Genomic DNA, 25,374 nt, shown 5'->3' with positions numbered 1-25,374 from the left:
CCTATAAAAAAATCCAAATGGAGCCGGGATGAAATCATTGCGCAAATTACTGTTCTTTTTGCTGATCACTCTTGTTTGTCCGCTGTACGCCAGTGCGACCCCTGACAGCAATACCAACCTGAAACTCGCCAGCGGTACGGAAATTCCCATCGCCCGTTTCGGCAACAATCCCCAGCGTATCCTGTGGCTGCCGTCAGAATACGGGCTGGAAACCACCGAAACCTACCCCCTCGCCCGCAGCATGGCAACACAAGGGCTAGAGGTGTGGATGCCCGACCTGCACAGCGCCTATTTCCTCACGCCGGGGCGTACCGCCATGAGCGGTGTCCCCCCCCAGGCGATTGCCGACCTGATCCAGTCCAGCCTGCCGGATGACCCGCAAGGCAAGCTGTATGTACTCAGCAGCGAGCGCAGTGCCGCCCTTGCGCTGCTGGCTTTGCAGCAATGGCAGAAAACTCACCCGGATGAAACCCGTTTCGGCGGCATGATCCTGCTTCACCCCAATCTATCTGCTAACACCCCTGAGCCGGGGCAGCCGGAAAGCTGGTTGCCGGTGGTGGAACAAACCCGTGCGGCACTGTTCATCATCCAGCCGGAAAATTCCGGCAAGCGTTTCTACCTCACCGAACTGAGCGACAAACTGCTCAGCGGTGGCAGCATCGTTTACAGCAAACTGGTCAAAGACGCCAGTGATGGCTACCTGACCCGCGAAGATCGTGAGGAAGCCGAAATCAAACAGGCAAAGCAATTCCCCACACTGGCAAAACAGGCGGTTGAGATGCTGACAAGCGTCAAACTGGAAGCCCCGGCAGCAACACAGCCAACCGCTGCGGCATCAACCGCTACCGACGACAGTAAAGGTCTGACTGTCAGCGACATGAAGGAAGGTTTGCAGCCCTTCCCCGGTGACAAGCAGGCTCCAGCCCTGAAGCTCACCGACATCGACGGCAAAACCCACGACTTGCAAGACTATCGGGGCAAAGTCGTGCTCCTCAATTTCTGGTCAACCTGGTGCCCGCCCTGCATCAAGGAAATCCCCTCGCTAGGGCGCTTGCAAGCAAAGTTTGCCAAGGATGAGTTTGTAGTACTCAGCGTGGATGTCGGTCAGCCTGAAGAAGATGTTATTGCCTTTCTGGAAAACTACCCGGCGGACTACCCGGTGATGCTCGACCCGGCAGGCAACACAGTCAAGCCGTGGGATCTGCGGGCGTTCCCCACCACCTTTGTGCTTGACCGGGAAGGCTATATCCGGCTTGCTTATTTCGGTGGGCTGGAATGGGATGAACCGGCAGTAGTGGATACCCTCAAAACCACCATGAAGCTGGAGACGAAGTAAGGCGGTCGCTATAATGCCCGCACCTCGATCTGATGCATAAAAGGTTGCCAACATGAATCTGATTTCACCATTCAGGGGCTTGCGCCCTGCCCCCGGTCGCGCCGCTGAAGTGATCGCACCACCGTATGATGTACTGAATTCTACCGAAGCCCGCGAGCGTGCCGACGGCAAACCGTGGAGTTTTCTGCACATTTCCAAGCCGGAAATCGACCTGCCGGAAGATACCGACCCTTACAGCCCGGCAGTCTACGCCAAGGCAGCCGAAAACCTTGCCCGCACCATTGAGGCAGGGTTGCTGATCCGCGATGAGCAGCCTTGTTACTACGCTTACCGCCTGATCATGAACGGTCACGAGCAAACCGGGCTGGTCGCGGGCGCTTCCGTCGCCGATTACGACACCAACCGTATCCGCAAACATGAGTTCACCCGCCCGGTGAAGGAAGACGACCGGGTACGCCAGATTGATGCCGTGAATGCGCAAACTGGCCCGGTACTGCTGGCTTACCCGGATGCGCCCGTGGTTGACCGGATTCTGGCAGCCGCCACCCAACGGCAGCCAGTGCTGGATGCAACCGCTGATGACGGTATCCAGCATACCTTGTGGCTGATTGATGGCGCAGAAGATATTGCGCAACTGACGGAAGCCTTCAATGCCATGCACGCCATTTACATTGCGGATGGGCATCACCGCTCGGCAGCGGCTTCCCGCATCGCCAAAATGCGCCATGAGCAGCACGGCAACGCAGCAAGTGCGCCGTGGGATTATTTCCTGTCAGTGATTTTCCCGCACCACCAGATGAAAATCTTTGACTACAACCGGGTAGTCCGGGATCTGCATGACATGGACAATGCACAATTTCTGGCGGCTGTTGAGCAACATTTCGACCTGCAACCTTCGGCAACACCTGTCAAGCCGACCGAACCCGGCACTTTCGGCATGTACATGGATCAACAGTGGTTCAAACTGACCCTGCACCCGGAACTGATGCCTAACGATGACCCAGTAGCCCGTCTGGATGTCAGCCGTCTGGCGCGTTACCTGATTGAGCCAGTGCTTGGCATTAGCGACCCGCGCCGTGACGAACGCATTGATTTCGTGGGGGGTATTCGTGGGTTGGAAGGGCTGGAAAAACGGGTCAACAGCGGTGAAATGGCAGTGGCTTTTTCCCTGTACCCTACCAGCATGGCTGATTTGATGGCAGTTGCCGATAACAATGACGTGATGCCGCCCAAATCCACCTGGTTTGAACCCAAACTGGCGGATGGCGTAGTTTCTTACCTGCTGGATTGATCCCACACTTGTAGCAAGGCAAGCGCTAAACTTGCCTTGCTCCCGGTACGCGCGGTTTACGCCGCTTTTGGCTTGTTCGGTTTTGGCTTGCGCTTGACCGGCGGCAACCCTGCCGCTACCCGTGCTTCATTCTTTTGCGCACGGCTGGGGCGTTTCTTCGGGCGATGTTGCGCCTTGGGTTTGTCCGCACCTGCTGGCTGCTGCACTACTGCCGGGGTTTCACTACGTGGGCGTTCTGGCGCTACACTGATGACCGGCAAAGTCTCACGTGGCAGTTTCTGTTTGATCAGCTTTTCAATACCTTGCAGGAATTTGTACTCTTCAGGCTCCACCAGCGAAATCGCTTCACCGGTTGCCCCTGCCCGCCCGGTACGTCCGATACGATGCACGTAATCTTCCGCCACATTCGGCAACTCGAAATTGATGACGTGCGGCAACTGGTCAATATCAATGCCACGTGCCGCGATGTCGGTGGCAACCAGCACGCGGATATTGTTCTGCTTGAAATCCGCCAAAGCCTTGGTACGCGCCCCCTGGCTCTTGTTGCCGTGAATCGCGGCAGCCGTAATGCCGTCACGTTCCAGCTTTTCTGCCAAACGGTTGGCTCCGTGCTTGGTACGGGTAAACACCAGCACCTGTTCCCACTGGTTTTCCCGCACCAGATGGCTCAGCAAAGCCGTTTTCCGCGCCTTGTCAATCAGGTAAACCGATTGCGTAACGGTATTGGCAGCAGCATTGCGCGGGCTAACCGAAATTTGCTGCGGGTTATGCAACAAGCCCTTCGCCAAGGCGGTAATGTCGTCAGAGAATGTTGCGGAAAACAGCAGATTCTGGCGGCGTTTCGGCAGCAACTCCAGAATCTTGCGGATGTCGCGGATAAAGCCCATGTCCAACATCCGGTCAGCTTCATCCAGCACCAGAATTTCCACCTGGGAAAACTTCACCGCATTCTGGTTGTACAAGTCCAGCAAACGCCCCGGTGTTGCCACCAGCACATCAACCCCTTTGCGCAGCGCCATCATTTGCGGATTGATGCTGACACCACCGAACACGATGGCAGAAGTCAGCGACAAATGTTTGCCGTAATCACGCACGCTTTCGCCTACTTGCGCAGCCAGTTCACGGGTTGGTGTCAGTACCAGGGCGCGAATATGGTTGGATACCGGGCGTTTGCCCTCCATCAAACGGTGCAGCAACGGCAAGGTGAAACCAGCAGTTTTGCCTGTACCGGTTTGCGCTGCCGCCATCAGGTCACGACCAGACAGCACCGCCGGAATGCCTTGCTGCTGGATAGGGGTAGGCGTGGCATAGCCCTGCTCGGCAATGGCACGCAGTAACGGCTCGGCCAAGCCGAGTTCAGAAAATGACATTGTATAAAAACCTTTAGTAACCCCGTTCCTCTGCCGTCCAGCGATTATAGGGGTATTGAGTAAGACGGACATTGTAATAACGCTCCACATGGGAAACGTCTTTGCCTGCCCATGCGGGCATCATGATTACCTGATCCGGGGAATCGAGTTCGACCTCTGCGACCACTAGGCCCGCATTGTCACCGTGGAATTCGTCTATTTCCCACAGGTTTCCGCCAAACTCGACAAAATGGCGGGTTTTCTCAATCAGCGGGCGTTCGCACAACTGATCGAGCAATTCCGCCGCTTCAGCCAGCGGAATCGTGTATTCGTATTCAGGGCGTTGCAAACCAATGGTCATGCCCTTGATATTCAGCGTTGCCGTGTCGTTGGCAATCCGTACCCGCACCGATGCGCGGGGATTGTTGCTCAAATAACCCTGGCGGAAGGTTTCAGCACGCACGACCAACTGCCGCCATGCATCCGACACCAACAGGAATTTGCGCTCAATTTCGGTAGCCATCAGAACTTCACTAATGCAGAACCCCAGGTGAAACCGCCACCGAAGGCTTCCAGCAATAACACTTCACCACGCTGGATGCGCCCGTCACGTACAGCAGTATCCAATGCCAACGGAATGGATGCTGCCGAGGTATTGCCCTGATCAGCCACCGTCACAACTACCCGTTCCATCGGCATATCCAGCTTTTTCGCGGTTGCCTGAATAATGCGGATATTTGCTTGATGCGGCACTAGCCAGTCAACATCAGATTTGCTCATCTGGTTGGCATCCAGCGTCTCATCCACGATGCGCCCCAAGGTATTCACTGCCATGCGGAAAACTTCATTGCCTTTCATTTGCAGAAACGCACGCCCTTCCAGCAAGGCTTCACTATTGCGTGAAATGCCACCTGCCACATTCAACAAATGCTCGTAAGCACCGTCAGTATGCAAATGCGTCGACAGGATACCTGCCTCCTCACTCGCCTCCAGCAGCACCGCGCCAGCACCGTCACCGAACAGCACACAAGTGCCACGGTCATTCCAGTCCATCAAGCGGGTCATGGTTTCTGCGCCAACTACCAACGCACATTTGCTGACACCGCTTTTGACAAACTTGTCGGCAACACTGAGCGCAAACACGAAACCGGAACAAGCCGCTTGCACATCAAATGCCGCACCGCCATTTTTAATGCCCAGCCGACCCTGCAACAACGACGCGGTGCTAGGAAACACCAAATCAGGGGTGGATGTACCCAGCACAATCAGGTCAACGTCTTCAGGCGCTTTACCTGCCATTTCAAGGGCACGACGCGCCGCAATTTCTGCCAGGTCGCACGCGGACTGTGTTTCTGCCACATGACGCTGACGAATGCCAGTGCGTTCCACAATCCATTCATCAGTTGTGTCAACAAATTTTTCCAAGTCTTTGTTGGTTAACACTTTTTCCGGCAAATAACCACCAGTTCCGGTAATGCGCGAATAGATCATGCGTTCTGCCTCTGTGCAAGCAAATGTTCGAGTTGTTTGTGAATACGTTGCGGCACTTGCTGGATAATTTCGGTGCGGGCAATACCAATGGCGTTAGCATACGCCAAACTGTCCGCTCCACCGTGGCTTTTCACCACAATACCCTGCAAGCCTAGCAAACTGGCGCCATTATAACGTCTTGGGTCGAATTTGCGGCGAAATGCTTTCAATACCGGCATGGAAATCAATGCCGCAATTTTCGTAAAAATGTTGGCGGAGTATTCGGTTTTCAACTGTGCCGATACCATCTTCGCCAAACCTTCACTGGTTTTGAGTGCGACGTTGCCAACAAAACCATCGCAGACCACCACATCAACATCACCGTGGTAAATATCGTCGCCTTCCACATAACCGATGTAGTTTAACGGGCTGTTTTGCAGCAAGGCACTGGCAGCTTTGACTTGTTCGTTGCCCTTGATGGCTTCCTGCCCGATATTAAGCAAACCGACCTTCGGACTGGAATTATTATCATCCATCGCCTTAGTCAGTTCTGAACCCATCAATGCAAACTGGTAGAGGTGTTCGGCTTCGGAATCGACATTCGCCCCCAAGTCCAGCATGTGGACATGCCCGCGCGTAGTCGGCAGAATACCGCAAATCGCCGGACGGTCAATACCGGGCAAGGTTTTCAGCACAAAACGCGCCGTTGCCATCAGTGCCCCGGTATTTCCGGCACTCACGGCGGCTCCAGCTTCACCAGTTTTTACCAGATTAATCGCCACCCGCATCGACGAGTCTTTTTTGTTTTTCATGGCAAGAGCAGGTGACTCATCCATTGCCACCACCTGGGAGGCGTGCCTGATGTGTAACCGGTTGCCTGGTGCGGACTTGTGCTGAGACAGGGTAGCCACGATTTGTGCTTCATCACCTACCAGAATCAGCTCAATGTCATTATATTGTTGCAGGGCTTGCAGTGCGGCTGGCACCACGACTGACAATCCATGATCTCCCCCCATCGCATCCAGCGCAATGCGATACCGCTCAGTCATGCTTCCCCTCTCCTGAAAAAAAATCGCGGGTCAAGCCCGCGATTCTATATCATCTGTTTGCAGAAGTGCTAAAAATTAGCAACTTAGTCATCCTGATCGGCGACATCCACTGCATTTTTGATGATCTGGCGACCGCGATAGAAACCGTCTGCGGTCATGTGGTGACGCAGGTGATTTTCACCGGATACCGGATCAACCGAAATGGTTGGGTTTTTCAGCGCATCGTGGGAACGACGCATACCACGCTTAGAACGTGTCATTCGGGCTTGACCGACTGCCATCGTTAGTTACTCCGTTTTTTTCCAATCTTTCAAAACCGCAAACGGATTTTTACGACCTTGCGGTGCGTCATCCGTGTGCTCACTTTCAGTGGCAGGCAAATCCTCTGGCAAGGCTTCAATCAGTGCCTTGAGTGGTTCACACTGCTCATGCCGCGCCACCAGGGGCAGGGCAAGAAGAATTTCATCTTCGACGAAATCCTGCAAGAACAGCCGGTCGTCTTCTACCAGCCAGGCTTCAAAGCCTTCCTGTTCAGGACGTTCATCCGACTCAAACGTTGTCAGGGCAACTTGCACCGTGCAATCCACCTGAATTTCCACCGCCTGCATACAACGCTGGCATTCCAGCACTGCTGTCCCGCGCACATATCCCCTGATAATGGGCAAGCCGGACACACTGCGGGTAAAATCCAGTTCCACTGCGAAATCCCCGGTTTCAGCCAGCACCATTTCAGCCAGACGTGGCATTTGCTGGGGCGACATCAAACCAGTCAGGCATTTTTTCTGCTCGACCAGTCGGAAGGGATTAACGTCTACGGGCAACCTGTTCAACATAAGCGCGGGATTATATGAATCCAGACTAGGCAGTGTAAAGAAATTTCTGGCTTTTTTACTTGGGGAATGCGCATATCTTGCGTATCATTCCGCCCTTTCCTACCAGATAAGCCATCACAGCGTGACATCATGACCCGGCAACTGATCCTTGGCTCGACCTCGCCCTACCGGCGCGAACTGATGCAGCGTTTGCAAACGCCGTTTGTTACTGCTGCCCCTGACATTGATGAAACCCGCCTTAGCGGTGAAAGTGCCCGCGACATGGTGCTTCGCCTGTCACTGGCAAAAGCCCGGAAGGTGGCAGAACAACACCTGGACGCACTGATCATTGGCTCTGACCAGTGTGCGGTCTTGCACGCGCAAGTCATCGGCAAACCAGGCAATCACGAAAATGCCGTCAGGCAACTACAGAACTCATCCGGGCAGACCGTCGATTTTCTAACCGGGTTATGCCTTTATGACAGCCGTGACGACAGCTACCAACTGGATGTTGTGCCATTCTCGGTGGATTTCCGTGAGTTGACGGATACAGAAATTGATCGTTACTTGCGCAAAGATCAACCATACAACTGTGCGGGCAGCTTCCGCTCGGAAAGCCTGGGGATTACGCTATTCCAACGCATGTACGGGGACGACCCAACCGCGCTGATGGGTCTGCCACTGATCCGCCTGAGCCAGATGTTGCAACAGGCGGGGGTCGATTTGCTGGGGTGAGGTTTACACCACTTCCTCGGCAATCAGGAACTCGGGGGCGTCAACAAACTGCATGAATTCGCCCATGACCGCTTGCACGACGCTACTACCCATGTCTTCTGTCAGGAAGCCATCCATGTCGGCGATGTCGAAAAACTCGACGTAATCAACCGTGGGGGCAGCCTCACTTAACAGGTTGCGCACGGTACGGTAATTGACGAAACGCGCCACCCGTGTCAAACCACGCATGGTCGGGTAGTCGGTAGTGCGCGTCCAGCTCTCATACTGCTCGCGGGTAACGCCTTCCTTCAGTTTGTATTTGATGATGATTTGGGGCATGGTGGATTCCTGTTACTATGTTTGTGATTATCCGGGTTAATGACAGCACAAGTTTAGCCCACCCGCCCCATAATACAAGCACCATTGGTCATTCTGCGCCCACACAACAACCTTGCCGCTTACTTGCAGTTTCTTTGTGGTGAAACCCAGCCTTCTTCCAGACTGCTCAGCATGTAGGTAATCATCGACTTGAATTCGTTAATGGAAAGGCTGTTGCTGCCACCGTGTGCATACATGTGACCTTTACCATCAATCACGCTTCTTGCCAGTGCATCCAGACCCTTGTCCTTGCGACCTGCCCATGTTTCCAGACTACCCAACTGGGGCGCACCCAGATCGCCGTAATCGTGGCACTTGAAACAAGTCTGCTCATACAGCTTGCGCCCATGCAACAGTTGCAAGTGATGCTCCTTGTCTGCGGCACTGGCGGTGTTGACCTGCTTTTGGCTTTCCGCATCCGCCACAGTACTCATCATGTAACGGATCATGCTGCGCAGTTCCCACTCAGACCAGACCGGGCTGATGCCTTTGGGGTACATGTGGCTGGGGCCATCAATCACTGCCTTGAACAGAGTATCTTCGCCCAAGGGCAACAATTTGTTCCAATCCGCCTTTTCCGCCGGACGTGGGGCATTGCCCAGACCACGGTCATGACACATGAAACAATAGGTTTCGTACAGGGCTTTTCCCGCTAGCGGATCAATGGGCTTGCCTTCAGCCAGTGTATGCGATGCGGAAAAGGACAGAACAGCACACAGGGTGGAAACAATCAGCTTTTTCATACTGCGACTCCTTGCAGTTTATCGGTTAGACACCAGAACCTTATGCTCCCAGTCTAATCCATTTCCACAAGGTAAATATTGATATTAGCCGCCCAATTCAGCACGTAACTGTGCCAATATCGGCGCAGTATCCGGGCGCACACCACGCCAGATGAAAAAGGCTTCCGCTGCCTGCTCGACCAGCATTCCTAAGCCATCCAGTGCCTTGGCTGCCCCTTGCGCCCTGCCCCATTGCACGAAAGCGGTCGGTTTGGCGGCATACATCATGTCGTAGGTACTACCACCCTCTGCCAGACAGCCAGCGGGTAGCGGTGGCAAATCGCCTTGCAGGCTGGCTGCCGTGCCATTGATGATGAGGTCAAACTGACCACTGATTTCATCGAAACCACCACCCGCAACGCGAGCAAATTCGGTGAAATCCTGCGCCAGTTCGGTGGCTTTAGCGGCTGTGCGGTTGGCGATAAACAGGCTGAAGGGGTGCGCTTCCAGCAACGGTTGCAACACGCCACGTACTGCCCCACCCGCCCCCAGCAGCAGGATGCGTTGACCTTGCAAAGCAATGCCGTGGTTTTGCTGGAGATCACGCACAATGCCGATCCCGTCGGTATTCGCGCCGTACAACGTGCCATCATCGCGGAATGCCAGCGTATTCACCGCTTTGGCACGGGCAGCGTAAGCGGAAAGCTCATCCGCCAATTCCCACGCTTCCTGTTTGAAAGGCACAGTTACATTGCAACCCTTGCCGCCAGTGACAAGGAACATCATCACGTCCTGCGCAAATTCTTCCGGCTCGGATAGCAAGGCACTGTATTCCACCGATTCGCCCGTCTGTTGGGCAAACAGGTTATGGATGCGTGGGGATTTGCTGTGAGCAATGGGATTGCCGAATACGGCGTAGCGGTCAACCATGTTTCAACCACTCCGCCACCTGTTTGGCGTAATAAGTGAGGATGCCATCTGCACCAGCGCGTTTCATCCCGAGCAAGGCTTCCATCACACAGGCTTTTTCGTTGATCCAGCCATTCATGCCCGCTGCTTTCAACATCGCGTATTCACCACTGACGTGATAGACATAGGTGGGTGCTTTGAACTCGTACTTGACCCGGCGCACGATGTCCAGATAAGGCATCCCTGGCTTGACCATCACCATGTCTGCACCTTCCTGAAGATCAAGCGCGACTTCCCACAAGGCTTCATCGGAATTGGCAGGATCCATCTGGTAGCTGTATTTGTTGCCACCCTTGAGGTTGGCTGCCGAGCCGACTGCATCACGGAATGGCCCGTAGAAACTGGAGGCATATTTGGCGGAATATGCCAGAATCCGCACATTCACATGCCCATGTTGCTCCAGCACATCGCGGATTTCACCGATACGCCCGTCCATCATGTCGGAAGGGGCGACCACATCAGCCCCCGCTTCAGCATGGGACAACGCCTGTTTGACCAGTGCCGCCACTGTTTCATCGTTGAGGATGTAACCATTTTCATCCATCAGCCCGTCCTGCCCATGGGAAGTAAACGGGTCGAGTGCCACATCGGTAATCACACCCAATTCCGGCACGGCAGCTTTCAACGCACGCACCGCACGCTGCGCCAAACCATCCGGGTTCCAAGCTTCTTCGGCCTTGTCGGACTTCGCTTCCTGTGGGGTAACGGGGAAAATCGCCATCGCCGGAATCCCCAGTTTCGCTGCGGCTTCGGCTTCCTGCACCAACAAGTCGATGCTCACGCGCTCCACACCCGGCATGGAACTGATGGCTTCACGCTGGTTTTGCCCTTCCAGCACGAACACAGGCCAGATCAGGTCGTTAACAGTCAGCACGTTTTCACGCATCAGGCGACGGGAAAAATCATCGCGGCGCATACGACGCATTCGAGTATAGGGGTACATTCCGGGGAAGTTAGCCATTGCAAGCCCTGCATGTGGTGGAAAGGTGGCTTATTTTGCCGCGTAATGCCTACCTTTGCAAAAGTCTGCTGCATGATTCAGAGTGGCTGGAGCCCTGATTTGCCCGGAAACAGGGCTTCCGGGCGGGCAAACGCTTATGTTAGCGTTTAATAAATGAGCGAGAACAATTTGTTGCGGTATTTTTTCACCAGCGGGTTCTTCGCCCCGATCAGTTCAAAAGTGCTGAACAAGCCTTGCTTGCCTGCACCATCCTGATAGTTGCTGTTCTTTTTGTGGACGGTGAAATACAGTTCCAACCCAGCTTCAATGTCGTCGGTGGCAATGCGGATTTTTGCCAGTTCCAACATCGCATCCAGATCGTCGGGATTGGCTGCCAACCGCTGTTCCAACGCAGAGGTATCCACCCCACTGACCTGCTCCTGTAACCTGGCTTTTTTCGCTTCTGCCAGTAGCTGACTGAGAATTTCGTTATCAATCGCATCCGGTGGTACCGTTTGCAGCATGAATTCGGCTTCTTGCGCCCGGTTTTGCTGAATCAGCATCCCTGCCAGTTCCACCACTGCTTCGTAGAAATCAGGCTCATGCTGCACAACCTGTTCCATCAGTTGCACTGCCCCTTCCAAATTACCCGTCTCGTACATCTGCAAGGCTTGCTGGCGGTATGGTTCGGTTGGGCGTACCCGGTGACGGTTGATGATTTTGCGGATTTCGCTTTCCGGTTGTACACCCATGAATTCGTCCACAATCCTGCCACCTTTAATCACCTTGACAGTTGGCAGGTTACGCACCCCGAACTGGGCAGCCAGTTGCTGATGCTGGTCGGTATTGACCTTGACCAGAATGAAACCACCCCGGTATTCGTCGGCGAGTTTCGCCAGCATCGGCATCAGGGTTTTGCATGGTTGACACCAGTCAGCCCAGAAATCGACCAGCACGGGTACTTGATGAGAGTTTTCCAGCACCAGTTGCTGAAAATTCTGTGGAGTAGCATCAAAGATGTAGGGGGAATCAGCCATTGCCAAATGTCCTTAGCGACGAGTTTTAATAGCCATTAACAATAAGGGCTAGGACGAAAAATGCAAGGGAAGCCCCCTCGGGGAAACCGGGGGGCTGGTGGATTTTACTTCTTTTTCTCTGCTGGCTCAGCGCCTTCGTCCATACCTTGCTGCATTTGCTGGAGTTGCTTGAACATTTCCAGCGTTTCAGGTGGCACGTCGTCGCTTTCTTCCAGCATCTGCATGATTTCAGGGGTCAAACCTTCATCCTGGATACGCTGCATCAGGTCTTCAGGAATACCCATGTCGTTGGCGGAACCCGACATGTCACCCCCCTCTTCCGTCATGCCACCACCCATGTTGGGTGCAAGCAACTGGAGCAGGTCGGCAAATGGCATCTGCTTGCCGTTGAGGATGGCGTTTTCACCTGCCAGCTCAAGCTGGGCAGTGATTTTTTCGCCTTCCTGCTTGAGCAAACCCTGCTCAGCCAAAGGCGCAACCATCATGTCTGTGCCTTCTGGCAGAATGGCTTTGTCAGCATCCAGCAGGATTTTGCCTTTCATCATCTTTGCCCAGTCGTTGGGGCCATAGGATACCATCTCCATCAGTTTGGGCGGTTCCTTCCCGGTGTAAGTCAGGTCGATACTGGCATTCAGCTTACCTTTGGGGGATTCCGCCATGAGGGCGTGTTGCATCCGGCTTTTGTCAGTTTTCAATACCTTGGTGAAAATGACTTCAATCATTTCCTCGGCTTTCTGACTGGTGTTGGTCATCAGCTCCTGCATTTTTTGCTGACCTTCCGGGGTTTCCATCGCTTCAGCATTCCAGTCGATCTGGCTTTGCATGTTGGTCATTTCAGTCTGGATGCGGTTGACTTCCTTCAGACCGTCCACCGCTAGCCCCTGGAATGTCAGGCTGTAATCCAGCTTGCTGAGGACATCCTGCGCACCCTTGATATTTGCCATGCCGAATTTGACCGTACCTTCTGCTTCGTCATTCTTGATGTCGCTGTTGGTCTGCACATTCATGTCAAACACGAACGGCTCGGTCACGCCTTCTGCCTGGATACTCACTTGTGGCGCTTTGATGTCGAAGGAACCCAGCGCCTGACCGGCTGCCATGCCGGTAATGTTGCCATCAACCTGCATGGATGGCATGGTAAAACCGCTGCTGGCTTCCTTGATTTCCACCTTGCTGACCTGCATGTTGAACTTGCCGGTCATATCGGCAGCGGAATCACCTGTGAGGGTTGCGCCTTCCATCACGATGGTGGTGCCGTCCTTGTCAAGTTTCATCGGGTTGACTACTACGTCATAGGTACTGCCGCCCCCAAAACCCAGTACAGCATGGCTCTCAAACGGTGGTTTGCCGGAAAAAGCAGCTTCCAGTTCCTTGCGCACGGTTTCATCCAGTGCATCCATATCCAGACGGCTGTTGATGCGCGACATGCCGAATTGGGGCGCACCCGCCAAAAACACCGGGCCATTGTCAATTTCATTGACGAACTGGATGTCCTTGAACATTTCACTCAGCGGCGGCGTGGTGAATTTGAGTTTGGTAACAGCTTTTGCCCCAAACGTGCCTTTTTCATAGCTGACCACTTCCTGGGTAACGCCTTGGGAAGACGTCTGTTCATTTTGCTGCTCAATGAACTGGCGGAGTGTCGACTCGGTTTGCTGCCCTACATACCAGCTTGTGCCAGCCCAGACTACCCCCAACACAACCGGGACAGACAAAACCGTGATTAATTTTTTCATGAAAGAACTCCTGAGTATTCGGTATTTATTCCGTTATGGTGCGCAGCATGTCGCTGCCGCTGCCCACAAGTCTAGCAAACAAACCGGTATTACCGGCCCAACATCTGTCTGAACGGCATTCCCAACAGACGCAACGTAGCAAAATAACTTATCAACGCCAGCAGGATCAGCCCGAGAAGCCACCAGACCTTATGCCACACCAGTGCCTGTTGCCACCAGACATCAGCCGGTGAAACCAGCCACAAAGCCGCCCCCATTGCCACGCACGCCAGCAGGATTTTCAGCAGGAAAGCTGCCCAGCCCTTCTCCGGGTCAAAAATCTGCTGCCGGTGCAGGCTGTAAAACAGCATTCCGGCATTCACGTAACTCGCCAGTGCGGTAGCCAGTGCCAGACCCGCGTGCGCCCCCGCCGTGCCGGAAAAATGCCAAGGCAGTACAATCACCACATTCAGCGCCATATTGGCAAAAATCGAGACAATACCGATTTTTACCGGGGTTCTGGTGTCTTGCCGCGAGTAAAAACCGGGAGCCAGCACTTTCACCAGAATGAAACCGCTCAAACCAAACGCATAAGTGGTGAGGCTCAGAGCGGACATTTGCACATCCTGCCAACCATACGCGCCATGCATCATCACCGTCGCCAGAATCGGCTTGGCAAGCAGCATCAAGCCCAACGTTGCCGGGACAGAAATCAGCAAGCCCAACCGCAGCGCCCAGTCCATCGTATGCCGGAACTGGGTGGCATCCGCTTTGGCATGGTCGCTCGACAGCTTGGGCAGGATCACGGTCGCCAATGCCACCCCGACAATCGCCAGCGGCAATTCCACAAAGCGGTCGGAATAATACAGCCAGGAAATGCTGCCCACCGCCAGAAACGATGCCAGCATGGTATTGATCAACAAATTCAGTTGCGCCACGGACGAACCAAACAGGGTCGGAACCATCAGCTTCATGATGCGACTAACGCCTTCATGTGCCCGGCGGATGCGAAAACGCGGCAGCAAACCCAGACGACTCAAGGTCGGCAACTGGAACAGCAATTGCGCCAACCCGGCAAAAAACACCCCCCAAGCCAGTGCCAGTACCGGCTCGTCGAAATAAGGTGCTCCCCAGATGGCTGCGGCAATCATCACCACATTCAGCAAGGCTGGGGTCAATGCCGGAATCGCAAACTTGTGGAAAGTATTGAGGATGCCACTGACAAACGCCGTCAAGGAAATGAACAGGATATAGGGGAACGTGATCCGCAGCATATCCACCGCCAAATCAGGGCGAGCACTCGGCTTGCTGTCAAAACCGGGCGCAAACACCCACATCACCACAGGCGCTGCCACCACCCCAATGACTGTCACCACCAGTAGAATCAATGCCAGATAGCCCGCCACATGGTCAATCAGATCCTTGAGGGTTTCACGATCCTGCTTTTCCTTGTATTCCGACAACACCGGCACAAACGCCAGCGAAAACGCTCCCTCAGCAAACAAGCGACGTAACAGGTTGGGAATGCGGAACGCAACATAAAAGGCGTCGGTTGCCCCATCCACCGGGAAATAGCGGGCAACAATCATGTCGCGCAACAACCCCAACACACGGGAAATCATGGTCATGGCGCTGATGACGGCGCCGGAACGCAAAAGGCGGCTCATTTTGTTATGTGGTATCCATCCAGTGAAGGCGCAAATTGTGCATCAATCGCGTGCAAAGGTCATGCAGGAAATGTGGAATCCTGATGAAACCTTACATTAGCCCCCGAATACAGCAAAATCCGCTATCATGCACCACCCTGTTTACCAAGAGCTGCCCCATGTCGACCCTATTTGCCACCCTGAACCTGCCCGAAGCCCAACTCAGCAATCTGGATAATCTCGGCTATCAGAAAATGACCGCGATCCAATCATCTGCCTTGCCACACGCCCTGCAAGGTGCTGACCTGATTGCACAAGCCAAAACCGGCAGCGGCAAAACGGCTGTATTCGCCATTACCTTGCTGGCAAAGCTCGACCCGCAAAACTTCGCCGCCCAAGCCCTGGTACTCTGCCCAACCCGCGAACTCAGCACCCAGGTTGCCAACGAAATCCGTCGCTTGGCACGCTACCAACCCAATATCAAAGTCGTCACCCTGACGGGTGGTCAACCACTTTCCCCGCAAGCCGCGTCACTGGAACACGGTGCACACGTTATCGTCGGTACACCGGGACGCATCAACGACCACATCGGCAAACGCACCCTGGATTTAAGTAAAATTCACACACTGGTGCTGGATGAAGCCGACCGGATGCTCGAAATGGGTTTCATGGAAGACATCAGCAAGATCATCCGTTTGACCCCGGCTTATCGGCAAACCCTGCTGTTTTCAGCCACCTACCCGGATGACATTAAAGCCCTCAGCAAGCAATTCCAGCGCAACCCGGTACAAGTCAAAGCAGAAACCTTGCACCAGGCCAATGCCATCACGCAACACTCATTCCTCTGCCAAAAGCATGAACGCCTGCCTGCCCTTGAAACCTTGCTGGCGCATTTCAAACCACGCTCAGCAGTCATTTTCTGCAACATGAAAGTGGGTGTACGCGAAATCACTGAACACTTGCAGCAACGCGGTTTCAGTGTCAAAGCCCTGCACGGCGAAATGGAACAACGTGACCGCGATGAAGTATTTGTCCAGTTCAAGCACCACAGTTTCAATTTCCTGATTGCTACCGACGTTGCGGCACGCGGGCTGGACATTGAAGACCTGCCCTGTGTGATCAATTACGAATTGCCGCATGACCCCGACATTTACATCCACCGCGTCGGGCGTACCGGGCGTGCAGGCAAGGAAGGTCTGGCACTCAACCTGCTCACCGATGCCGAACGCCACAAACTGACCGACATCGGCATTGCGCAACAAACCGAACTGGATTTTGAGGTAATTTCCGCCATTGCAGGCTCGACCCTCACGCCGCGCCAACCGCCCAACATGACGCTGTGCATCGCCGCCGGACGCAAGGAAAAAGTCCGCCCCGGTGACATCCTCGGCGCACTGACCGGGGATGGCGGGATTGATGGCAAGGCTGTCGGCAAGATCGACGTGCTGGATTACGCTGCCTACGTTGCCATCGAACGCAGCGTTGCCAAACAGGCTGTTACCCGCTTGGCTAACGGCACAATCAAGGGGCGCAAGTTCAAAGTGAAATTATTGTAGTGGTGAGGCAACCCACTCACTGAAGCGTGGCCTGTGCCACCTTCAGGGTTTGCATGTCGGCGAGTACCGCACGGAAATCCTTGCCCCATGCCTGTAACTGCTGCTGCAATGCCGGGTCGGCATCCAGTAACGGTGCGACCGATTCGGGATTCAGCACAGACAGTACCGTAGCATCACCTTGCGTATAAATGGCCAGTTTGAAAGGAAACAGCGGCACAAGATCAGGATATTGCCTGCTCAAGGCGCGAACTTCTTCCACACGCCCGAAAAACACGATCTTGTAATCATCCGTTTTGTAGCCCATGCCTTGCAAACCGCTGTCACACTTCTGGATATGGGCGACACTGAAACCGTGTTGTCTAAGCACGTCCTGCACCTGTTCCAAGGCTAGCTCAAAATCCTGCGAGGTACGAACACTCAACAACTTTTCCTGCGCCGATGCCGGGCTGGTAGCCAGTGCCATGACACCTAACCAGATACTCAGTCCAACGCCCAGGCCAACACCTAACCAGCGAGTTAACCGTTTCATAACGTCACCTCGTCAATAATCGCCTGGTATTTATCCTCCAAATCCTGAAACGCAGCGGTCAAACGCGGATTATCAAACAAGGTCAGCATCGCTTTCACGTTGCCTGTCACCAGTGTCACCTTGCCTGTTTCATCCTCAACCACCGTGATTGTACATGGCAACAGCACACCTGCCTGTGGCTCAATCTGCAAGGCTTGATGCAAATCACTGAAATTGCAGAAACGTACACTCACCTGTTTGGGGTTAACCGACAACTCGTCGGTCAGACCTTCTTCCAAATAACGATCCGGGAATACCCGGAAATTATTCGCCAGGATCGCTTTGCGTAAAGCATCCAGCGTTTCCTCGAAGCCATGCGGCGACTCCTGTACCAACGTCAACTTCAGGTCGCTGGACGTCGTTGCATGTGCAGTGATGCTCAGACACCACCAAGTGATGCCTAGTATTATAAAATTTTTCAACATTTTCATGGCAGTAGCCACCCTTCATTAATATTAGATTTTCCTAATATATTAACAATTGGTGGTGACTTCAATATCCATGATTAAAGTTTAACCGACTCATTGCAGGGAACGAACACGGAAAGCAGAGTCACGGCTTTCCGTATCCGCGTATCGCTATTTACTGACCAATAGTGTTGTTTACACCATCGCCAGCATCAAGCCATTCAAGCGATGCACAAATCCAGCCGGGTCTTCCAGTTGCCCGCCTTCCGCTAGAATAGCCTGATCCAGCAGCACACTCGCCCATTCGGCAAAGCGGTCGTCGTCGGTTTCCGCTTCCATGCGCTTGAGCAGCGGATGAGTCGGGTTGATTTCCAGCGTCGGTTTGGTGCTTGGCATTTCGTGACCGGCCTGCTTGAGCAGTTGCTGCATGTACAGCGCCATGTCGTGATCGCCCAGCACGATACAGGAGGGCGAACTGGTCAGGCGGTGGGAAACCTTCACGTCTTCCACTTTGCCATCCAGTGCCTTCTTGATCTGCTCGACCATGTTCTTGGCTTCGGCTTCGACCTTTTCCTGTTCCTTTTTGTCTTCTTCGGTTTCGAGTTTGGACAAGTCCAGCGCACCCTTGGCAACCGATTGCAGCGATTTGCCGTCGAATTCCATCAGGTGTTGCACCAGCCATTCGTCCACACGGTCGGAGAGCAACAGCACTTCGATGCCTTTCTTGCGGAACACCTCCAGATGCGGGCTGTTTTTCGCGGCGGTGTGGGTGTCGGCGGTGATGTAGTAGATTTTGTCCTGGCCTTCCTTCATGCGGCTAATGTAGTCGGTCAGGGAAACCTTTTGCTCGGCGTTGTCGTCCAGCGTGGAGGCAAAGCGCAGCAGTTTGGCGATTTCTTCGCGGTTGCCGAAGTCTTCGCCGGGGCCTTCTTTCAGCACCTTGCCGAATTCTTTCCAGAAACTCTGGTACTTTTCCGGCTCATTCGCCGCCATGTTTTCCAGCAAGCCGAGGACTTTTTTCACCGAACCGCTTTTCATGTTCTCGATGATCTTGTTGCCTTGCAGGATTTCGCGCGACACGTTCAGCGGCAGGTCGGCAGAATCCAGCACCCCACGCACGAAACGCAGGTAGCGCGGCATCAGCTTGAACTCCTTGTCTTCCATGATGAAGACGCGCTGCACATACAGCTTCAGGCCGTGGGTGTTGTCGCGGTCGAACAGGTCAAACGGCGCTTTGGAAGGCAGGTACAACAAGGATGTGTATTCGTATTTGCCTTCGACGCGGTTGTGGCTCCACGCCAGCGCGTCTTCCCAGTCGTGGGACACGTGCTTGTAGAATTCCTGGTATTCCTCGTCCTTCACGTCAGACTTGGAGCGTGTCCACAGCGCATTGGCCTTGTTGACGGTTTCCCATTCATCCTTGATTTCACCGGCTTCGGTTTTGCGCATATTGACCGGCAGCGGGATGTGGTCGGAATACTGACGGATAATGTTGCGCAAACGCCAGCCATCAGCCAGCAGCTTTTCGTCTTCCTTCAGGTGCAGGACGATTTCAGTGCCACGAGTGGCTTTTTCCACCTGCTCCAGTGAGTAGCCGGATTGCGCGTCGGATTCCCAGCGCACGCCTTCGGTGCTGCCTGCGCGGCGGGTGGTCAGCGTCACTTTGTCGGCAACGATGAAAGAGGAGTAGAAACCGACCCCGAACTGACCGATCAGGTGCGAATCCTTCTGCTGGTCGCCGGTCAGTTTGCTGAGGAATTCCTTGGTGCCGGATTTGGCAATCGTGCCGATGTTGGCAACGACTTCATCCCGGCTCATGCCGATACCGTTGTCACGCACAGTGATCGTGCCTGCCTGGGCATCGAATTCCACCTCGACGCGCAGGTCGCCGTCGTTTTCATACAAGCTGTCATTGCCGATGGCTTCAAAACGCAGCTTGTCGCAGGCGTCGGAACCGTTGGAAATCAGTTCGCGCAGGAAGATTTCCTTGTTGGAATACAGCGAGTGGATCATCAGGTGCAGAAGCTGGTTCACTTCTGTCTGGAATTGCAGGTTTTCCTTGTTTACAGTCATGGGTCGTTAGTCCTCACATCTTGTTCGTTTGATGGTCGGAATGTGGGGAACAATCGGAATATTTCAAGGGAGAATCTGATCAGCTTCAGGTGTGACGCAGCTTTCCCACCACCCGCCGCATCCCGCTCACCCCATCATCCACCAAGGTAAACATCACCGGAACGACCAACAGACTCAAAAACGTCGAAGCAATCAGCCCGCCTATCAGTACAATCGCCATTGGCGCACGGAAACTGGGGTCAGCCCCCAGCCCCAAGGCGGTCGGCAACATCCCCGCACCCATTGCAATCGAGGTCATCACAATCGGTCGCGCCCGCTTGTGGCAGGCATCCACCAGCGCTTCAAACCGCCCCAACCCATGTTCGTGCAGCCCCAACATGGCGTAATCCACCAGCAGGATCGAGTTCTTGGTCACAATCCCCATCAGCATCAGCAAGCCAATCACCGACGGCATAGAAAAACTGTTGCCTGTCACCAGCAATGCCAGCAACGCCCCCCCCACCGACAACGGCAACGCCACTAAAATGGTCACAGGCTGCACAAAGTCGTGGAACAACAGCACCAACACGATGTAAATACACATTATCCCAATAAGCATTGCCGTACCGAAACCACCGAACAATTCACCCATTGTTTCCGCATCACCGATATTCTGGCGGCTGACCCCGGCAGGCAGGTTCTGCAAACTCGGCAACTTATCCGCTTCCACCATCACATCGCCCAAACTACGCCCGTTCAGCTCCACATCCAGCGTCACGTTTTGACGACGGTCGAAACGGTCAATCTGTGCCGGGCCGCTGCCCATGTGTACATCTGCCACGCTGGCAAGATTGACCATGCCCTGTTTGCCGGGGATATTCAGTTGCTGGAGTTGCGCCAAATCGGTGCGGAAACTTTTATCCAGTCGCACCCGAATCGGCAACTGACGTTGTGGCAGGTTGAGCTTGGGTAATTGCGCGGCAAAGTCACCACTCGTTGCCATCTGGATGGTGCTGCTCAGTGATTGCGCGGTAACACCCGCATCGGCAGCGCGGGCAAAATCCGGCACGATCTGAATTTCCGGGCGTTGCAAGCTGGCGCTGGAACTGATGTTGCCCAGCCCCGGCAATGTGCGCAAATCGCGGATCACCGCACTGGCAGCGGTTTGCAGCGCAGCACTGTCCTGGCTAGCAAGGACGATTTGCATCTTTTCCCCACCCAAACCAACCGTCACCCGCGCACCGGGCAGACTTTGCAAGCGTTCGCGGATTTCGGTTTCTACTGCACCTTGGCTGCGGCTACGATCGTCGCGGTGTTTGATAACAATACTCAGGGTAGCTTTGCGCACATCCACACTTGCGCCCATCGCAAACGGCCCACCATCGCCGCTGAAATAGCCAACGGTGGTGAACACACGGGTGATTTCAGGAATGTCTTGTAGGAGTTGCCGCGCTTGTTCCGCGCTGCGGTGAGTTTCCTCCAGCGTACTACCAGGTGCAAGCTCCAGCTTAACAGCCGTCTGCGTACCGTCATCGGGCGGAATAAACCCGGTCGGTAGCAGCGGTACAATCCCCAGCGAAGCAATGAACAGCGCAACCGTTGCCACCATCGTCAGCAGCCGATGCTGCAAACACCAACGTGCCGCACGCAAATAACGACGCATGATCGCACTATCCTCTTGTCCCTTTTCCTCTTGCAGGGAAAGGTTAGGATGAGGGGCTGTGGGCGGTTTCATAATATACGCCGCCATCATCGGCGTCAGCAGCCGCGCCACCACCAACGAGAAAAACACCGCCACCGCCGCTGTAATTCCAAACGGCTCAAAGAAACGCCCCACAATTCCGCCCATGAAAGCAGTCGGCAAAAACACCGCTATCAGCGTAAACGTCGTGGCAATCACCGCCAGCCCGATTTCATCCGCCGCCTCCATCGCCGCTTGGTAGGGCGTTTTGCCCATGCGCAAGTGGCGTTCAATGTTTTCCACTTCCACAATCGCGTCATCGACCAGTACCCCGACCACCAATGCCATTGCCAGCAAGGTCAGGATGTTCAACGAAAAACCGAAATAGTGCATTACCGCAAAGGTGGGAATAATCGCCAACGGCAGCGCAGTCGCCGACACCAGTGTTGCCCGCCAGTCCCGCAAAAACCACAACACCACCAGAATTGCCAGAAATGCGCCTTCGTACAACAGAATCATCGAGCCGTCATAGTTCTCCTGAATTGCCGCCACGATGTCAACGGCTTCCTCAATCTTGACGTGCGGGTATTCCTGTTGCAGGCGTTCGATGGTGGCGCGGGTGGTAGCTGCTACCGCCACTTCACTCGAACCTTTGGTACGGGTAATCTGGAAACCAATCACTGGCTTGCCATCAAGTAGCGCGATGGTGGAGCGTTCCGCCACACCATCGCGTACCTTGGCAATCTGATCCAGACGTACCTGCCTGCCATCGGGTAAAGGAATATCCAGCGCGGCAATTTCTGCTGCTGTTTGCACTGCCGCGAGGGTGCGAATGGACTGGATACCGCCGCCAACATCACCACGCCCGCCGGATGCATTCTGCTGTACCTGTTTGACGCGGGCGGAAACATCGCTGGCAGTCACATTCAATCCCGCCATTAACACCGGATCGAGGTCAACCTGCACTTCGCGGTAAACACCACCCAGCCGTGAGATGCGCCCTACACCTTTAGTCGCCAACAATGCTTTGGAAATCTCGTTGTCGACGAACCACGACAGTTCCTTTTCATCCAAGCGGTCAGAAGTGACGGTAAACGTGATGATCGGCATTCCGGCAGTATTGAGTTTGGAAACCACCGGGTCGGTCATGGCAGGGGGCAAATCAGCGCGGATGCTATCCACCGCGTTACGCACTTCGTTTTGCGCAACCTCGGTATCCTTGTCGATGGTGAATTCCACGCTGACCGCACCGCCGCCGTCGCTGAGGTTGGCGTAGATGTGCTTGATACCGGGTAACGCGGCTACTGCATCTTCAATCTTGCGAGCAACTTCGGTTTCGAGCTGAGTGGGAGATGCACCTTCCAACCCAAAACTGACCGTGACAATCGGTAGCTCAATATCAGGAAAAAGCTGAATGCCCAAGCTGCGAAAACCGCTGATACCGATAAACGTCAGCAGAATAAACAGCAGGATGGAGGGAACAGGATTACGGATCGACCAGGCGGAGACGTTCATGGTTGAGCCTCAACCACGTTCACCGTATCGGCATCGTTCAGAAATGCGCCACCGCTGGCAACAATGCGGGTCTGATCGGAAATGCCGCTGCGGATTTCCACCTTGTCCTGCACTCGTCGCCCGACTTCGATCATGCGCTGGCTGACGCGGTTATCTGCGCCGACTTCAAACACGTAGCTGTTGCCATCACGCAGCACCACCGCGCTTTGCGGCACGATCAGGGCTTTGGATGCTCCCGTGAAAATTTCGCCCTGGGCAAACATTCCCGCCCGTGCTGGACTGTCGGTGGGCAGGCTGACGTAGACGGTGATGTTGCGGGTGTTGGGGTCAATAACGGGGGAAACCAAGCGGATTTCACCTTCCACCTGCTTACCAGTCGGTAAAGTTAGGCGGGCTTTTTGCCCCGATTTGAGGTTGTCGGCATCACGACCGGGGATGTCGGCTTTCCACTCGATACGGTTTTGGCGCACGAGGCGAAACAGTTCTGTACCCGGTTGAACCACCGAGCCGAGGGTAGCTGGTCGAGCGGCAATCACGCCATCGTCCACCGCCACAATGCTGGTGTGGCGTAAGCGGATTTGTTCGCCCTGTAACACTGCTTTTTGCGCAGCGAGATTGGCGGCAGCGGTGGCTTCTCCTGCGAGGTATTGGTCAATCTGCTGGGCAGGCAACGCACCGCTGGATTTGAGGCGGCGGGCACGATCGGCGTTCATTTTCGCTTCGGCAAGACTGGCTTCGGCTTGCGCTACCCCAGCTTTGGCACGGGCGAGGTCGGCTTCGACACTCTCTTTTGCCAGTGTTGCCAACTCTTGCCCACGCTTGACCTGTGCGCCGAGTTCGGCGTGTAGGGCAGTGATGCGCAAACCACCGATTTCAGCAGCGATCACCGCTTCTTGCCACGCGACCAACGAGCCGTTGGCAGTAATGCCGGTAGACCAGTCTTCGACGCTGGGGGTGGTGACAGTCACAGCAAGCGCGGCTTTAGGGGCGGCAGAGGCGGGTTCATCGGCTGCCCATAATGGGCTGCTAGCGGTGGTTAACAGCAGGGCAACCAACCATTGGGAAACAGAAGCGGACAGAGTTTTCATGCGTTAATGACTGCCAGTCAGTTGTTTGGACGAAGCTTAGATGACCATTGGTCAGTTGTCCAGTTCGACCCCGAAAAGCAGAGTTTGTTAGCAGACTGATGGCGAAATTCCTGTAAAACTAATCTGCCTTGACCTTTTGCAGCGCCAGCGCATTCATGCAGTAACGCAAACCACTGGGGGCTGGGCCATCCGGGAACACATGCCCCAGATGTGCGCCACAGCTATTGCAGGTGGTTTCAACCCGGTACATGCCATGCGAACGGTCGGCGTGGTAAGCAATGGCATTAGCCTTGACCGGCTGGGTGAACGAAGGCCAACCCGTGCCTGAATCAAACTTCTGACTGGCATCAAACAGCAGGTTGTCACAACAAATACAAGCATACAGACCCGGCTCAAACAGATGGCACATCGGCGAACTGAACGGGCGCTCAGTCCCTTGCTGACGGGTGACACGATACTGCTCTGCCGTCAGTTGTTGCTGCCATTCCGCTTCTGTTTTCTGCACGTGCTGATCCGGCTCCAGATTGCCGTTGTTGGCAAGCCGAATAACCTGATTCCAGTCCAGCATGATGCCTCCTTCTGCTAACGCTTACGCTATGTTTATCAAGAAACAGCCACACCCGCAGCAACCAGCAACAGGGTAACAATGATGGTCAGGTGTAGGCGCATCCGCCCGTAATCGCCTGTCAGCTTGCTAAACAGCAAGATCGAGTCAGCAATATAAGCCAATACAATCAGGGCTGCCAACACATACAGGGTGTAATGGATGGGCAGTAGCAGGGAAAACCACGCCACGACAGTAGGCAACACACTGAACAGCAACAGCTTGGCAAGCTCGTTTTCTGCCAGCCTGTCCTGCATTCCCAAAGCCACACCCCAATGCACTGCGCCGATGAAACTCAGCACTACTGCCGCATAAGTTGCCAACCACCAGCCCAAACGGGCACTCTCCAGCCCCGGCAGGGATATTCCCAGCAACAAGATGACTGTCAATACAAAAAATGGTATCAAACCACCATAACCAAGCCACCACATGACCTTGGGCAACGGCTTTCTCATACGCCTCTCCTCTCTTTCTT

At 54.5% G+C, this 25,374-nt stretch carries 24 protein-coding genes; 4 read left to right on the top strand and 20 right to left on the bottom strand.

Features of this window, described 5'->3' with window-relative positions; all coding sequences use genetic code 11:
• Positions 1–28: 28 nt before the first annotated feature.
• Together B2U47_RS13255 and B2U47_RS13250 are read left to right on the top strand one after the other, a co-directional pair.
• Complete coding sequence (locus B2U47_RS13255; RefSeq protein WP_296674369.1) at positions 29–1,336, top strand: TlpA family protein disulfide reductase; 1,308 nt, start codon at positions 29–31, stop codon at positions 1,334–1,336.
• Between the two features lie 52 nt (positions 1,337–1,388).
• Positions 1,389–2,627, top strand: coding sequence for a DUF1015 domain-containing protein (locus B2U47_RS13250; protein ID WP_296674368.1), 1,239 nt, complete (start codon positions 1,389–1,391; stop codon positions 2,625–2,627).
• A 56-nt stretch (positions 2,628–2,683) separates the two neighbouring features.
• Here the strand turns inward: B2U47_RS13250 and B2U47_RS13245 are convergent, their stop codons facing one another.
• From B2U47_RS13245 to B2U47_RS13220, 6 genes are all read right to left on the bottom strand, one after another.
• On the bottom strand, positions 2,684–3,997 hold the full coding sequence (locus B2U47_RS13245; protein ID WP_296674367.1) for a DEAD/DEAH box helicase: 1,314 nt from the start codon (positions 3,995–3,997) through the stop codon (positions 2,684–2,686).
• A 13-nt stretch (positions 3,998–4,010) separates the two neighbouring features.
• Positions 4,011–4,499, bottom strand: a complete 489-nt coding sequence (locus B2U47_RS13240) for a CYTH domain-containing protein (RefSeq protein WP_296674366.1) — start codon at positions 4,497–4,499, stop codon at positions 4,011–4,013.
• Complete coding sequence (locus B2U47_RS13235) at positions 4,499–5,467, bottom strand: beta-ketoacyl-ACP synthase III (RefSeq protein WP_296674365.1); 969 nt, start codon at positions 5,465–5,467, stop codon at positions 4,499–4,501. The genes B2U47_RS13240 and B2U47_RS13235 overlap by 1 nt, the downstream gene beginning before the upstream one ends.
• Complete coding sequence (gene plsX / locus B2U47_RS13230; RefSeq protein WP_296674364.1) at positions 5,464–6,495, bottom strand: phosphate acyltransferase PlsX; 1,032 nt, start codon at positions 6,493–6,495, stop codon at positions 5,464–5,466. Before plsX ends, B2U47_RS13235 begins: the two co-directional genes overlap by 4 nt.
• A gap of 83 nt (positions 6,496–6,578) precedes the next feature.
• On the bottom strand, positions 6,579–6,776 hold the full coding sequence (gene rpmF, locus B2U47_RS13225; protein ID WP_296674363.1) for a 50S ribosomal protein L32: 198 nt from the start codon (positions 6,774–6,776) through the stop codon (positions 6,579–6,581).
• 6 nt (positions 6,777–6,782) lie between these two features.
• Entirely contained in the window at positions 6,783–7,328 is a 546-nt protein-coding gene (locus B2U47_RS13220; RefSeq protein WP_296674362.1) for a YceD family protein, read from the bottom strand.
• Positions 7,329–7,457: 129 nt separating this feature from the next.
• Between B2U47_RS13220 and B2U47_RS13215 the strand changes: the two genes are divergently transcribed.
• Complete coding sequence (locus B2U47_RS13215) at positions 7,458–8,042, top strand: Maf family protein (protein WP_296674361.1); 585 nt, start codon at positions 7,458–7,460, stop codon at positions 8,040–8,042.
• A gap of 3 nt (positions 8,043–8,045) precedes the next feature.
• Here B2U47_RS13215 and B2U47_RS13210 read toward each other — a convergent pair whose 3' ends face one another.
• From B2U47_RS13210 to murJ, 7 genes are all read right to left on the bottom strand, one after another.
• Entirely contained in the window at positions 8,046–8,360 is a 315-nt protein-coding gene (locus tag B2U47_RS13210) for a hypothetical protein (RefSeq protein WP_296674360.1), read from the bottom strand.
• A gap of 119 nt (positions 8,361–8,479) precedes the next feature.
• The gene (locus B2U47_RS13205) at positions 8,480–9,142 is read right to left on the bottom strand and encodes a c-type cytochrome (protein ID WP_296674359.1); all 663 of its coding nucleotides are present in this window, start codon (positions 9,140–9,142) and stop codon (positions 8,480–8,482) included.
• 84 nt (positions 9,143–9,226) lie between these two features.
• Entirely contained in the window at positions 9,227–10,051 is an 825-nt protein-coding gene (aroE, locus tag B2U47_RS13200; RefSeq protein WP_296674358.1) for a shikimate dehydrogenase, read from the bottom strand.
• On the bottom strand, positions 10,044–11,051 hold the full coding sequence (gene hemB, locus B2U47_RS13195; RefSeq protein WP_296674357.1) for a porphobilinogen synthase: 1,008 nt from the start codon (positions 11,049–11,051) through the stop codon (positions 10,044–10,046). Before hemB ends, aroE begins: the two co-directional genes overlap by 8 nt.
• 146 nt (positions 11,052–11,197) lie before the next feature.
• The gene (gene trxA, locus B2U47_RS13190; protein WP_296674356.1) at positions 11,198–12,067 is read right to left on the bottom strand and encodes a thioredoxin; all 870 of its coding nucleotides are present in this window, start codon (positions 12,065–12,067) and stop codon (positions 11,198–11,200) included.
• A gap of 104 nt (positions 12,068–12,171) precedes the next feature.
• Positions 12,172–13,803 (bottom strand): YdgA family protein, encoded by a 1,632-nt coding sequence (locus B2U47_RS13185; RefSeq protein ID WP_296674355.1) that lies wholly within the window; start codon positions 13,801–13,803, stop codon positions 12,172–12,174.
• Between the two features lie 89 nt (positions 13,804–13,892).
• Positions 13,893–15,449, bottom strand: a complete 1,557-nt coding sequence (gene murJ / locus B2U47_RS13180) for a murein biosynthesis integral membrane protein MurJ (protein ID WP_296674354.1) — start codon at positions 15,447–15,449, stop codon at positions 13,893–13,895.
• Positions 15,450–15,607: 158 nt separating this feature from the next.
• Between murJ and dbpA the strand changes: the two genes are divergently transcribed.
• Complete coding sequence (dbpA, locus tag B2U47_RS13175; protein WP_296674353.1) at positions 15,608–16,984, top strand: ATP-dependent RNA helicase DbpA; 1,377 nt, start codon at positions 15,608–15,610, stop codon at positions 16,982–16,984.
• Positions 16,985–17,000: 16 nt separating this feature from the next.
• Here dbpA and B2U47_RS13170 read toward each other — a convergent pair whose 3' ends face one another.
• The 7 genes from B2U47_RS13170 to B2U47_RS13140 all read right to left on the bottom strand — a co-directional run bounded on the left by B2U47_RS13170 (position 17,001) and on the right by B2U47_RS13140 (position 25,354).
• A complete protein-coding gene (locus B2U47_RS13170; protein WP_296674351.1) occupies positions 17,001–17,513 on the bottom strand; it encodes a hypothetical protein in 513 nt (170 codons plus the stop codon).
• Complete coding sequence (locus B2U47_RS13165) at positions 17,510–17,983, bottom strand: DUF302 domain-containing protein (protein ID WP_296674349.1); 474 nt, start codon at positions 17,981–17,983, stop codon at positions 17,510–17,512. Before B2U47_RS13165 ends, B2U47_RS13170 begins: the two co-directional genes overlap by 4 nt.
• Before the next feature lie 171 nt (positions 17,984–18,154).
• Positions 18,155–20,032 carry a molecular chaperone HtpG gene (gene htpG, locus B2U47_RS13160; protein ID WP_296674347.1) on the bottom strand — a complete coding sequence of 626 codons (1,878 nt, stop codon included), beginning with the start codon at positions 20,030–20,032 and terminating at the stop codon, positions 18,155–18,157.
• An 85-nt stretch (positions 20,033–20,117) separates the two neighbouring features.
• The gene (locus tag B2U47_RS13155; protein WP_296674345.1) at positions 20,118–23,207 is read right to left on the bottom strand and encodes an efflux RND transporter permease subunit; all 3,090 of its coding nucleotides are present in this window, start codon (positions 23,205–23,207) and stop codon (positions 20,118–20,120) included.
• Positions 23,204–24,295 (bottom strand): efflux RND transporter periplasmic adaptor subunit, encoded by a 1,092-nt coding sequence (locus B2U47_RS13150; protein ID WP_296674343.1) that lies wholly within the window; start codon positions 24,293–24,295, stop codon positions 23,204–23,206. Before B2U47_RS13150 ends, B2U47_RS13155 begins: the two co-directional genes overlap by 4 nt.
• A gap of 118 nt (positions 24,296–24,413) precedes the next feature.
• A complete protein-coding gene (gene msrB / locus B2U47_RS13145) occupies positions 24,414–24,863 on the bottom strand; it encodes a peptide-methionine (R)-S-oxide reductase MsrB (protein WP_296674340.1) in 450 nt (149 codons plus the stop codon).
• Positions 24,864–24,898: 35 nt separating this feature from the next.
• On the bottom strand, positions 24,899–25,354 hold the full coding sequence (locus B2U47_RS13140; protein ID WP_296674338.1) for a DUF3429 domain-containing protein: 456 nt from the start codon (positions 25,352–25,354) through the stop codon (positions 24,899–24,901).
• Positions 25,355–25,374 lie beyond the last annotated feature (20 nt).

It is taken from the genome of Thiothrix sp. UBA5583, assembly GCA_002425225.1.
Taxonomy (GTDB): domain Bacteria; phylum Pseudomonadota; class Gammaproteobacteria; order Thiotrichales; family Thiotrichaceae; genus Thiothrix; species Thiothrix moscowensis.
The sequence above is the reverse complement of the archived record's forward strand: the minus strand, read 5'-3'. Positions and strand labels throughout refer to the sequence as shown.